This window comes from Shewanella sp. ECSMB14101, from assembly GCF_000773485.1.
Taxonomy (GTDB): Bacteria; Pseudomonadota; Gammaproteobacteria; order Enterobacterales; family Shewanellaceae; genus Shewanella; species Shewanella marisflavi.
In genome coordinates this window covers 24,791-36,898 of the sequence record NZ_JSFF01000005.1, presented here as the reverse complement: position 1 = coordinate 36,898, position 12,108 = coordinate 24,791, and the positions used below count along the sequence as shown (strand labels likewise).

At 50.4% G+C, this 12,108-nt stretch carries 10 protein-coding genes; 5 read left to right on the top strand and 5 right to left on the bottom strand.

The window, feature by feature from the left end; all coding sequences use genetic code 11:
• The first annotated feature begins 474 nt into the window (after positions 1 to 474).
• From NY07_RS06270 to NY07_RS06260, 3 genes are all read left to right on the top strand, one after another.
• Positions 475 to 1,335: a DUF2806 domain-containing protein gene (locus NY07_RS06270; RefSeq protein WP_033538499.1), complete on the top strand. Its 861-nt coding sequence runs from the start codon at positions 475 to 477 to the stop codon at positions 1,333 to 1,335.
• 79 nt (positions 1,336 to 1,414) lie between these two features.
• On the top strand, positions 1,415 to 1,696 hold the full coding sequence (locus NY07_RS06265; RefSeq protein WP_140946921.1) for a hypothetical protein: 282 nt from the start codon (positions 1,415 to 1,417) through the stop codon (positions 1,694 to 1,696).
• Between the two features lie 172 nt (positions 1,697 to 1,868).
• The gene (locus NY07_RS06260) at positions 1,869 to 2,315 is read left to right on the top strand and encodes a hypothetical protein (protein WP_140946920.1); all 447 of its coding nucleotides are present in this window, start codon (positions 1,869 to 1,871) and stop codon (positions 2,313 to 2,315) included.
• A gap of 410 nt (positions 2,316 to 2,725) precedes the next feature.
• Here NY07_RS06260 and NY07_RS06255 read toward each other — a convergent pair whose 3' ends face one another.
• From NY07_RS06255 to NY07_RS06245, 3 genes are all read right to left on the bottom strand, one after another.
• Entirely contained in the window at positions 2,726 to 4,729 is a 2,004-nt protein-coding gene (locus NY07_RS06255; RefSeq protein ID WP_033538496.1) for a methyl-accepting chemotaxis protein, read from the bottom strand.
• A gap of 176 nt (positions 4,730 to 4,905) precedes the next feature.
• Positions 4,906 to 7,977: an efflux RND transporter permease subunit gene (locus tag NY07_RS06250; RefSeq protein WP_033538495.1), complete on the bottom strand. Its 3,072-nt coding sequence runs from the start codon at positions 7,975 to 7,977 to the stop codon at positions 4,906 to 4,908.
• A gap of 3 nt (positions 7,978 to 7,980) precedes the next feature.
• Positions 7,981 to 9,105 carry an efflux RND transporter periplasmic adaptor subunit gene (locus NY07_RS06245; protein WP_052125525.1) on the bottom strand — a complete coding sequence of 375 codons (1,125 nt, stop codon included), beginning with the start codon at positions 9,103 to 9,105 and terminating at the stop codon, positions 7,981 to 7,983.
• A 142-nt stretch (positions 9,106 to 9,247) separates the two neighbouring features.
• On the opposite strand from NY07_RS06245, the gene NY07_RS06240 reads away from it, so the two are divergent.
• Entirely contained in the window at positions 9,248 to 9,880 is a 633-nt protein-coding gene (locus NY07_RS06240; protein ID WP_033538494.1) for a TetR/AcrR family transcriptional regulator, read from the top strand.
• Between the two features lie 152 nt (positions 9,881 to 10,032).
• The gene (locus tag NY07_RS06235) at positions 10,033 to 10,935 is read left to right on the top strand and encodes a DUF6268 family outer membrane beta-barrel protein (protein ID WP_033538493.1); all 903 of its coding nucleotides are present in this window, start codon (positions 10,033 to 10,035) and stop codon (positions 10,933 to 10,935) included.
• Positions 10,936 to 11,015: 80 nt separating this feature from the next.
• Here NY07_RS06235 and NY07_RS06230 read toward each other — a convergent pair whose 3' ends face one another.
• Together NY07_RS06230 and NY07_RS06225 are read right to left on the bottom strand one after the other, a co-directional pair.
• Entirely contained in the window at positions 11,016 to 11,576 is a 561-nt protein-coding gene (locus tag NY07_RS06230) for a chalcone isomerase family protein (protein WP_033538492.1), read from the bottom strand.
• A gap of 27 nt (positions 11,577 to 11,603) precedes the next feature.
• Complete coding sequence (locus NY07_RS06225) at positions 11,604 to 12,083, bottom strand: DUF2947 domain-containing protein (RefSeq protein ID WP_033538491.1); 480 nt, start codon at positions 12,081 to 12,083, stop codon at positions 11,604 to 11,606.
• Positions 12,084 to 12,108: the final 25 nt, after the last annotated feature.

The window sequence follows — 12,108 nt, the reverse complement described above, 5'->3', positions numbered from 1 at the left end:
ATAGGCGTTGAGCTTTTGGCTGCATGGGGATTTAGTAGGGGATTGAAGGTCGTACCTTCACTGTTATTTATCGCCTCCCCGGCGGGGGAATGTGTAAACACGTTTTTGGCACGCTGTGAATATATCCCTATACGCTCCACGGCGGCGTCCATGCCGCCGAGGGCCAAAAACCTGTTTACACTGGTGTCTAAACGTCTCTTCGATTTGGCGGCATTTGTTGCTTACTGATACAAGTTATTATTTTTAGAGAAAAAAGCGCATTAAAATGTGAAGTGACATGTTGAATGCCAACCATAAGATAGATTAAAGTATCACCAATCAAGGACATAGTTAGGCCAACTCGAATCAAACATCGACGACGCCATTCAGGGAATGAAAAGCCAATCAAAACGCACCAATCAACTCCCTCAAAAAGTTAACTCTGATCCCATTTATTTTAGGCGGCATTCTCGCTAAAAGCGTTAGGTATAAATAATGTCAGACGATAATTCAACATCACTAGTTAATCTCGGTGAGCTTTCTAAGCCCGCTAATACGCTAATCGAAAAGGTTTCATCTGCAATCGGTGGGGTATTTGAACCATGGCAAATAAAGCGTGTTGCAAAAGCGGAAGCTGAAGCTGAAGCAAGTTTGATTAAAGCAGAGTCAGAGATAAAAATTACTGACTTACATCGCAGAGCAATGCACCGTTTTGTCGAAGAAGAAGCTAATCGTCAAGAAAACATGGAGGAGATTACCAAAAAGTCTATTCCCCATCTTGACGACACATCTAATCCTGAAGATATGGAAGATGATTGGCTTACAAATTTCTTCGATAAGTCGCGGATTGTTTCAGATGAAGAAATGCAAACTATATGGGCTAACGTTCTTGCTGGCGAGGCAAATACACCTGGCTCATTTTCCAGGCGTACAGTGAACTTGCTGAGCGATCTTGATAAAAGAGATGCGGAGCTATTCCAGACTTTATGCAAGTTTGGGTGGAATATAGGAAACTTCACTCCATTAGTCTTTAATAGCCAAGCACCGATTTACAATGACCTGGGGATTAATTTCAGCACCTTGTCTCATTTAGATAGCTTAGGGCTAATTCAATTTAATTCACTTTCAGGGTTTACCAGACAAGGATTGCCAGAAAAATTCACGTTAACTTATTGTGGCCGTTTGTTAACTTTAGAAATGAAAAATGGGCAAAATCAGCTGTCCATAGGCCAAGTACTGCTTTCGCAAGCAGGGCGAGAGCTAGCACAGGTCGTGCGAGTTCCTGGAGTTGATGGTTTTTATGACTACGTAAAAGATCAGTGGAAAGCGCATATTCCTAGTGAAGAAAACACCTAACAAGCGTATGCTGCGGGACTGGTTTTCAGCTGCGATCCAAACTAGCTGCAAATGTGGGGTTATATGTATCGAGAGAAAAATGAAAATTAATCGAGTTATAGTAATTGGCTTTATTTTAATATTAACCGCCTGCGCGCAATCATCTGGAGTCGTCCCATTAGGCGGTGATAGCTATATGATCTCTAGATCTGAAAAGGGATTCGATGTCACTGGTTCTACGGTTAAAGCTGATGCTTTAAAAGAAGCAAATTCCTATTGCCAAGCTCAAGGGAAAGAACTTCAATTCATTAAAGCTGTTCCTAAAGATATGGTTCCTTTCAGGTCGGATGCGCAAGCAGAGATTGAGTTTAAGTGCCAATAACTTGCATTTCACATTATAGGGTTGAGCCGTTCGCCGCGCATAATGCGCGCAGCTGTGGCAACTTACACGCTGCTCCGTTCTTTTTCGATCACCCTAAACAAAGGTGTTGTATACCTATGCTCTTTTATGAGGTCGAATTTTGACTGATGTCTCGTTCAAAAAAGTAAATTCAGTGGGTCAATATATTGTATTTTTGCTGTGTTTATTGTGTTGCTTACCTTTTTATTTTTTTCATGAAAACATTCCACCGAATCTCATAGGTAAAGTTATTGTTATCACTCTCTGGCTTCCGATTATGTTTATTTGGCTATGTTACAGAATTTACAGGATCTATAGCGATCCAAGCCTTGTCGTTTTGAAGCTTGATGCGAATAGCGTTGAGATTGATGGTGTTAGTCACGGCGTTGAACGCCTTAAATACCTTGATGTTGTCTTTGAAAATGACCATTTTAAGCTGGAATGGGAGCTACGAAGCGCCAAACAAATTTGGCAAGCTCAAATCATGAGCACTCGCGCGCATTATGTTACCGACGTCCCTTTAAGTGAAATCAAGAGTTTGACCGAATCTTCTAACAAACTGTCTTACTTCGATAATTCGAGTAAGCTGCAATACGGCTAACAAACGCATTAGATTGTATGCTTGGGCAGTCTTAGGGTACCAAAAGGCGCCAAATCGAAGAGACGATAGATACTGGTGTAAACACATTTGTGACCTTCCGAGGCATGGATGCCGAGGTAGAGCTCACAGGGAGGTGCTCGTAGCGTGTCACAAATGTGTTTGCACATAAGGCCTGCGGCAGGCAATTGATACACCATGAAGCCATGGTTAAGGCTTCCTTGCCGATGGCTATGCCGGCAAACGTTAAACATCCATTCTAAGCCACAGCGCTTCAATCGTTAAACTACCTAGGCATTAAACTTCCAAGAGTCGACACCTCGCTACGCAAACTCAGCTACTGCTATGTCAGCCAGACATAAAAAAGCCGCTTTGAAGCGGCTTTTTTCGTTGAGATGAGCGTTAGCCAAAAGCTATGACTTAAACACGCTGATCTTCTGTTTGATGTCGGAGGCGATGAGCGAGAGGCTCTGGGCGGCGTCGACGGTGTCGCTGGCGCGCTGATCACCCTCGCGGGCGAGCTCTGTTATCTCGTGAAGGTTGCGGGTGATCTCATCGGCCACGGCGCTCTGTTGCTCGGTGGCACTGGCGATGCTGGTTGAGGCGACAGCCAGTTCACCTATGCTGATGGTGATCTGGTTGAGCTTGGTTGCAGCCTCCTGGCCTTGGGTGGCCGAGGCTGTACCTAGCTGATGACTTTGCCCCATCTGCTCGGCGGTGACCTTGATCTGCTGCTGCAGCTGAGTGATGGTCTGGCTGATCTCTGCAATCGAGGTTTGGGTACGCTGGGCCAGGGTTCTCACCTCGTCGGCAACCACGGCGAAGCCGCGGCCTTGTTCGCCGGCGCGGGCGGCTTCGATGGCGGCGTTGAGCGCTAGCAGGTTGGTCTGCTCGGCAATGCTGTTGATCACTTCGGTAACCTGGCTGATCGCCTCGCTCTCTTTGCTGACGTTTTCAACACTCAGGTGGCTGGCATCGAGTTGCTCGCTAAGTCTGCCAAGTCCCTGGACCAGTTGATCCAGTTGTTGATGACCTTCGCGGGAGGCATTGTCGACCTGTTGGCTCTGGGTCGCACCTTCGCTGGCATGGTTGGCCACATCACGCACCGAGGCAGACATCTCTTCGATGGCGGTGGCGATTTGATCTGTTTGTGCCATCAGCGATTGAGCCTCTTCGCCGTTGAGGCGCGCCACTTCCTGGGCATTTTGGGCTTGCTCTTCCAGGGTATCTACCGAGGTGCGCAGCGCATTGACCAGCTCTCTTAGGCTGATGGCCATCTGGCGGGCACCTAGGGTGATCTTATCGACTTCATTGTTGGAGTCGACGCTGACTTCGTCAAATTCTTGGGTCAGGTTGCCTTGGCCCAGCTCGGTGAGCTGATGCTGTAGCTGACGCAGCGGTCGCAGGGTTTTGATCAGCACCATAGAGAGGAGTGTGGTAATGAGTAACACTCCCATGGCCGCGACACCCACGTTGATGGTCAAGAGTTTCAGGCTCTCTTCGTTAAGTTCGCTCTTTTTCACTTGGCCAAGCAAGGTCCATTGCCAACCCGGGATGCTGACGGCGTAGCTATACATGGGTTCGTTGTTACTGTTTAAGTATTCGCTTTCCTGGTCGTTGCGCTTGGCTTGCTCTAAAGGTAAACCATCGAGTAGAGCCTCGGTCAGTTGGGTGCCTGACGCTTGATTAGGGCGTGCGATGATTGAGTTGGAGGCAGTGTGGATAAGGGTAAAGAAACCGGTTTCTTCCAGTTGCAGTTGGTTCATCGAGCTTTGCAGCTCGGTTAAGGCTTCAGAGATATCGAAGCCGATATAGAGTATGCCTATGATATCGCCCTGAGGTCCGGTAATGGGGCGGTAGACTGTCATATAGTCTTTGCCAAATAATCTGGCATATCCTTCATATTCTTTGCCTGCAATTAACGCGGCATAGCCAGGGTGTTTCTTGCCCAGGTAGGTGCCCAGGGCTCGCTTACCATCGGCTTTTTTTAGAGAAGTAGAGATACGGATAAAGTCATCGCCATCACGGACGAAGACGGTGGCATTGCCGCCGGTGAGGTTAGAGTAGCGATCGACTTTACTCTTGGAAGCGTTGATCTGCTCGCGTTCATGAGCCAGAGCGGGTGTTGGATTACCCAATACCATCACGGTTTTATCGGGCTTAAAAAACTGCCCTGGATACATGGCTCTAAGTACGTCAGCGTTGCGTCTGGCTAGAGATAACAGGCTGTTATATTCCAGCTCAATGAGGTCGGCTGTACTGTGCATCTGCGCCTTAACGGCGGTCATGGCTTTTTCTTCCAACACCTTGGCCGCAGTGAAGTAGGATACGCTGCTGATGATGGCGAATACGATTATGGTTAGGATCAGGGCGAGGGTGCCTATCTGCTTGGCTATAGGCCAATTTTTATAATTCATCTTGTTAATCCACCTTGTGGTTATACTGTCGCTAAATGTAACCAAGGCGATGTAAGATTGTTTTGACGTAGGTCTATTTAAGTAAAGGAAAATATGAGGTCGATGTCAGCAATTAGTCTAAATATGCGCTGGATCACCCATAGCTGGGCGAGCCTGCGCATCTTAGTGTTCACGGCTTAGCTTGGCTGAAAAGCGGCGGCTGGCGTGGTATGGCGTTTGGTCATCAGCAGCTGATACATAGTAGGTACCCAGACCAACGAGAGCAGGGTAGTTAGTGCGGTGCCGCCTGCGATGGCGATGGCAAATGGTGGCCAAAATCCGCCGCCTGCGATGATCAGTGGCAGGAAGCCGCCTATGGTCGTGATGGTGGTGGAACCTATATGTCGGCCGCAGCTGCTCACGACTGTTACTATGGCATCGATAGGCGCCTCACGTTTATTGGGCATATCTTCCAGTTCGGCCAAGATAACGATGGCGGCATTAATCGCCAGTCCCATAAGGCCTAATAGACCGATGATCACGGTAAAGCCAAAAGGATAGTTAAACAGGTAGACGGCCAGCAGCCCGAGGCCTGCCGACTGCACCGCGCTAAGCAGTATGATGCCGGTGAGACGGAAGGAGTTAAACGATAGCACCACGGTGGCAAGTAGCAAGGTGATCACCAAGACAATGTTTGATAGCAGGTTGCCCACGGCCTCGTTGCGTTTGGCGCTCTCGCCGCCCACTTCGATACGATAGCCCGGTGGAAGCGATAGGGCATCGATTCTAGTCTTGGCCTGATCCAGCACTTGCTGCGGCAATACATCACTTTCAAGGTAAGCTTCTACTGTGTTAACACGCTGACCGTCACGCCTCGGAATAGCGCCCAGGCTAACATCGATGCGGCTGGTGGACAGCGCCGATAGTGGAATACCGACACCACTGGTGGACAGCAGATTGAGCTGCGATAGCTGGGTTTGCTGCTCGCGCATCAGATCTTGGGTGCGCACCCGTATCGGCAGTGATTCGGTTTGCTCCAAGATGCTGCCGCCATTGATCCCTGTGGTGGCCATCTGGATCTGGCTGGCGATATCGGTGAGGCTCAGACCACTCATCTTGCTGGCGTCTTCGTCGATTTGAAACCATACCTTAGGGGCGCCGGCGCTCAGGGTGGCGCGGGTGTGGATCACATGTTCTGTGGTGATCAGTATGCGCCTCACTTCATCGCCAATTTCTCTCAAGGTATCTAAGTTGTGGCCATAGATGCGCAGCTCAACGGGGGCATTAAAGGGAGGCCCTTGCTCGAGTTTACGTACCAGGATCTGCGCCTCGGGAAACTCGGCATCGAGCTCAATCTGAAGCCTGGGGATCAGCTGGTTGGCGCGCTCAAAATTGGCCACTTTAATCATGGCCTGGGCGTAATTAGCAGCGCCTTGTTGACGCTGTAGCAAGTTATAGTAAAAAGAGGGCGCATTACCGCCTATCACCCAGTCAAGCCTTTGCATCTGCCCTGTGGCTCTGAGTTTGGCATCGATACGCTCCACCAGGGCGCGGGTATTGTCTATGCTGGAGTGCGGCGCTAGATGCACCTCTATCTGAAACATATCTCTGTCGGAAGGCGGAAAAAACTGCTCAGTCATCTGCCCCGAGGCGATAAACCCGCTTACCGGTAGGATGCCGATAATCACACCGGCCAGCAGAGGGCGCTTTAGGGCGATATCCAGGGTCTTGCTAAACGCGCTGGCGATAATGGGAAAATTGATCCCGCGCTGATACCAATGGCTGGCATCTCCTTTGGCGCCAAAGCGGCCGGCAAATCCGGCGATCAGCGTATGGGAGATGAGATAAGAACCCAGCAGGGCGAAGATCACCGAAATGGCGATGCCACTGACAAACTCCCCGGCGGCTCCGGGCATAAGGATGATGGGGGTAAAGGCTAGCATGGTGGTGATAGTTGAGCCTGCCAGCGGCAGCCAGAGATGTTTAAGGGTTTCACCAACGGCGCTGAGGCGATCGAGTCCTTGGCGACGGCGCTGGGCGATGGCGTCGACGATGACGATGGCGTTATCGACCATGATCCCAAGAGCCACCACTAAGCCTGTCACCGACATCTGATGTATCGGCAGCCCGACATATTTCATGCAGGCTAAGGTAAAGAGGGCGGTCAGTGGCAGTGATAACGAGACGATCACCGCGTTGCGCAGTCCCAGGGTTAGCATAAGTACGACGAGAATGATCACAAAGCCCATTAACAGGCTGGCGATAAGATCGCTAAGGCGGGTGGTGGTGTAGCCTTCTTGATCGAACAGCCACTGGATCTCCACATTTGCCGAAAGCTCTCCCTGTACCTGCTCGACCACCTGATGGACTTTTTGCAGCCAGAGATCGACCCTAGTGTTATTGAGCATGCGCGCTGCCACCATGATCCCTTGCGCCTGCTCAATAAGGGCAATGCTGGTCGCCGGTGTCTTGGGCTGCCTGAGTACACTGGCTACCTCGCTAAGGCGAATAATTTGGCCATTGGCGTCGACCTTGAGCGGCACCTGTTTGATACGGGTGACCGAGTCTAACTCGCCGGACACTTCGACCAGGGCGCGAAAGCTGTCGTTGGTGATCTCGCCCGCAGAGACTTTAGTGTCGGCACTGGCCAAGATCTGGGCGATGGCCGCAGCGCTCAGGCCAATGCGATTGACCTTCATGCTATCTATCTGCACCAAGATCTCTTCGGTGGGCGCGCCGTAGAGTTTCACAAAGTCTGTGCCAGGGATCAGCCTGAGCTGGCTTTGAAGCTCTTTAGCATAGCGGTTGAGGATATCCTGGCGCGGCTCGCCCGGGCCTTGCCAGACTAAGCCTAAGATGGCGGTATTGGCGTAGCCGAGCTGATCATCAAGGAGGGCATCTTGGGCGCCGGGGGGAAGCATATTTTTGGCATCGTTAATCAGATCCCTGGCCCGAGACCAGACGGGGTCTGTGTCGGTTATCCTATCTTTTAGCTCAAGCTGGATGACTGAGATCCCGGGGCGCGAGGTGGATTGCACCAGTTTAAGTTCTTCTAGGCGTCTGAGCTGATTTTCCAGTACCTCGGTAACCAAGGCCTCGACCCGCTCTGCCGAAGCGCCAGGGTAATGGGTAACCACAGAGGCGAATCGGTTGGTGATGCTGGGGTCTTCCATACGTGGCAAATTATTAATGGCGCCAAGGCCAGCGACAATCAGTAGGGCGATGACTAGGCTAGCCAGGCGGCCATTTTCCACTAGAGCTTTAATCATCACTTACCTCGTCGCGACTTGCGTGTTGAGGGTGACCAGCTCGCCGACCACTACCTTGTGCAAGCCTTGGGTGACAAAGCGCTCCTGGGCGTTAAGTGCGCCCCTGATATAGGCTTGGTCACCATGGGCGTAGAGGATCTCTATGTCGCGCCGCTCGATAAGGTATTGATTTGGGCCTTGCTCGACCAGCACATAGAGGTTCCATAGGCCGCGCAGTCCGTCGGTGAGTGACGAGATGGGTACCCAAAAGCCTTGGGCGGTAACGGTTTTGTTGTGGTGCAGATAGGCCAGCTCACCATTGATCACCTTGGCATCGGGGGGCAGGGTGAGGCGCACAGGCACGGTGCGGGTTATAGGGTTAACCTCGGCGCCGATACCGGCAACGGTGGCGAGATATGGGCTGTCATTGACCGTAAGCTGCAGCTCCTGCCGATCTTGCAGGCTTTGTGCAAGACTCACAGGCACGCCGACAATCGCTTGAGGATTGTTATGCTGGATCAGGGTAAACAGCGGCGCGCCTAAGGCAACCACTTCGCCTAAATTGTTGTTGCGTTTAGCGATAACGCCATCGAAGGGCGCCACCAATGTCGATTTTTCGATGCGCAGCGCGTTGGCCTCGATAGCCGCTCTTAGCCGCTGCTCGGCGGCTTGCAGGCTGCTTAGCTGTCCTTTGAGCTCGTCAATTTGTTGATCCGAGGCGTAGCCTTGTTGCTTCAGGGCTTGAGTCCGCTTAAGTGTACTCTGTGCCAGTTCTCTATCGGCCTTGTTTTGGGCCAGGTTCGCCATTAACTCACGCTTTTCGGCCTCAAGTAGTGAGGTGTCGAGTTTGGCCAGCAGCTCTCCCTGCTTAACATGGTTACCACTGTCGACCGCCAGTTGTTTGATCTTGCCCGCCAGCTCGAAGCCGATGGCGGTCGTGTTGCCCGCGCGTATGCTACCGGTAAAGACCTGAGTGGTGTCGTATCCATCGGAGGGGATCAGGCGCTGGCTGGAGACTTTGGGAAAATGTTCGCTGCTGGCACTGGGGTCACTGTCAGGCGTCGGCGCCTGCTGACAACCTGTGATGATGGCGGTGAGGCTGCTCCATAGCAAGATGCCCGTGAGGGATTTAGCAGAAAACAAAGTCATACTGATACGCTTCCGTGGTTAACAGTTAGTGAATAAAACGTTAAACTAGACTTGTTAGTCTAATTTGATAAAACTGGACTGTCTAGTCTAGTTTGTGTATAAATTATCTTGTAATAAAAAAGAAACCTTATACGGAGTTTCAATGGCACAAGCCCCCCTTAGCCGCAGCGAACAAAAGAAGGCGCAGATCTTAAACGCCGCGATAGATCTCTTCTGTGGGCAAGGTTTTCCCAATACCAGCATGGATGAGGTCGCAAAACTGGCGGGCGTCTCTAAGCAGACCGTCTATTCACATTTTGGTAGCAAGGATGATCTGTTCGTCGCCTCAATCGAATCTAAGTGTGTTGTACATCAGGTAACGGCAGAGTTGTTTACCAGCCCAGAACAGCCCGAGCAGGCGCTGTTGAATTTCGGCAACTACTTTGGCGAGATGATTGTTTCACCCGAGGCGATTGAAGTATTTAAGACCTGCGTGGCTCAGGCCGACACCCACCCGGAAATTTCGGAGCTGTTTTTTAATGCCGGTCCCGAATTTTTATTGAAACTGCTCGAAGCGTATTTCGAACAGGTTGAGAAGCTAGGTCAATATCATTTTGGCGATCTGCGCAGTGCTGCGGTAAGGCTGTGTATGATGTTGTTTGGCGAGATGCGTCTTAAGCTTGAGTTAGGCTTACCTGTGGATGATTTAATTGCGAATCGGTCCAGCTATATTCAAGAGACTGTGACTATGTTTTTGCGTGCCTATCGCTGCCAACCTTTTGCAGACAAACGATAGTTGCCAAGTCTGATGCTCAGTTATAAATGGCAGACTAAGTGATCTTTTAAACGCTTTGTTCGTACTAAGCTATAGAGAGTAAATTGGCGTAACGATATCAAATAGATGTTAGCCAAAATTTAATCCCATCTAAGTATCCCCAGGGAGAGGGTATGAAGCATAGTATTAGCTCTATCATTAAGATTAACACCTTGTTAGTCAGTTTTGCCCTGATGGCGAGTGTATCTGCCGAGGCGGCAGAGCGCCGCTATTCGCCGCTGACTCTGTCGGTATCGGGGATTGGGGTCGGTGCGGCCGATGTGGGTGATAGCGGACTGGATCTGCAGCGTGATACCTGGCTGTTCAGCGCGCAGACAAGTTACCCCTTGAGCCGTAAGTTGTCTGTCAGTGCCAGTCTGAATTACGACAGGTTAGACTTTGACTGGGGCGGACGGGGCGCGACCCTACTCGATGGTTTCCAGCCTTGGTCAAGTGTGGACAGATATGGCGTCGGAATAGGGCTTAGCTACCGTCCTACCGATCGTTGGCTGTTACTCTTTGCCCCTAAGCTTCAATATGCCTACGCCGATGGTGCGTCAGGCTCTAATGCCCAGAGCTATGGTCTGGTTGCTTCGGGTATGTACCGCTTTGACGGCGGTAGCATGTTGGGGTTAGGGGTTGCCTATCTAAACGATATCTCAGAGGTGAGAACCATTCCTTACCTGGCGGTGAATTGGCAGATAACCGACAAACTGAAATTGGCTAACCCTTTCTCTGCTGGCTTTAGCGGCCCAGCGGGCTTGGAGTTAAGTTATCAGTGGTATGAGTCTATCGATATCGGTATTGGCAGTTCGAAGCGCACTCAGCGCTTTTTGGTAGAAGATGACGATGTCACTATAGAGATTGACGAGTGGGTTGGTTTTGTCAGGGCCGGTTGGCAAGCCAGTAAGCCGCTGAGTTTTAATGCCTACTTAGGTTATTACTTTAACAGCGAGATAGAGCTCTCGGCGCCCCAGACCCAAGAGTCGCTTGATAACCAAGTTGCACTGGCTTTTTCTGCCCAGTACCGATTCTAGTATGCTGATATTTAATATAAAAATGGCCTGAACAGTCGTTGCAGGCCATTTTGGTATCTCAAACTTTTTTACTTAACTTTTTACTTACCTAGCATAGCTTTCTTTAGGCTTTTTTGGGCCGGCTTGTCGCCCAGCCAGATCTTCAGCAGTGCTTGGCGAAAGGCTTCGCCTTCAACCGTGGCTTGTTTTACGCCATTCTTGTAGGCGGTGACACCAAGATCTTTGTTTGCTTCCAGAGTAAATTGATCGCCTTTTACGATAGGCGCCGAAAAGAGGGCCATAAAGGCATCGATCTCAGCTTGAATGCCTTGGGGATTACCATTTGTAGCATCATCGAATCCCTCGATAATGGCATCTTGCATCTTCTCTGAAGTGATCATGCCTGAGATGATGTTTAAGCGAATGGCCACCTTAGGAGCTTCTAGGACACTTTGCAGCGAGGTGCTAGGACTCGGGGTGTAGAGGCTCCCGACATAGAGATCCATAAAAAACTTGCTACGAACCCCTGCGCCATTTAGTTGCAGACTCTGGTCGCTGAGGGTGAGCTGCTCGTCAAGTGAGACATCGGCGACCGTCTTGGCGGCCAGCGGCATGCTAAAGCAAAGTGAAACGAATAGCAGACTGCGGATGAGTGACTTCATAAAACCTCGAAATTTTGAAAAAGATGATTAGCCGCGTTGGCCGACTTGATATTGACCACTTTGATGAAAGAAAGCCGCTTGTTTTTTCTTAGGGGAGATCAGCAGTGGGCCGTCATCGAAGAAGAGAAAACATTTCCAGTTGCGTACGAACACGTCCCAGCGAGTTTCTATTATCTGATATTTGTCGTAGCAGAAATAAACCTGAGTATCATCACTCCAATCGAAATGGCCTTGAAACAGTTCAGGTAATGCCGGAGATTCGCTGTCCCAGGCGCTTTGCCAGTGGTCGGTTTCTAGCCAAGCATCGCCTTTTGCGGGCCACTCGCCTTTGGTAAATTGATCGCTTCGGCTGCTCTTATTGCTCACCCACTGATTCCAGACCGTCATCGATGATTTTTGATCAAGTGGCTTGATATGCGCCTTATCTTCATCAGTGACAGGCAGATCTTTATGGTTAAAGATCCATTTACGTTTGTATTGTTCGAGTGGGATATAGGTGTGCGCCACAGGACCTCGCTATCGGCAATAAAAT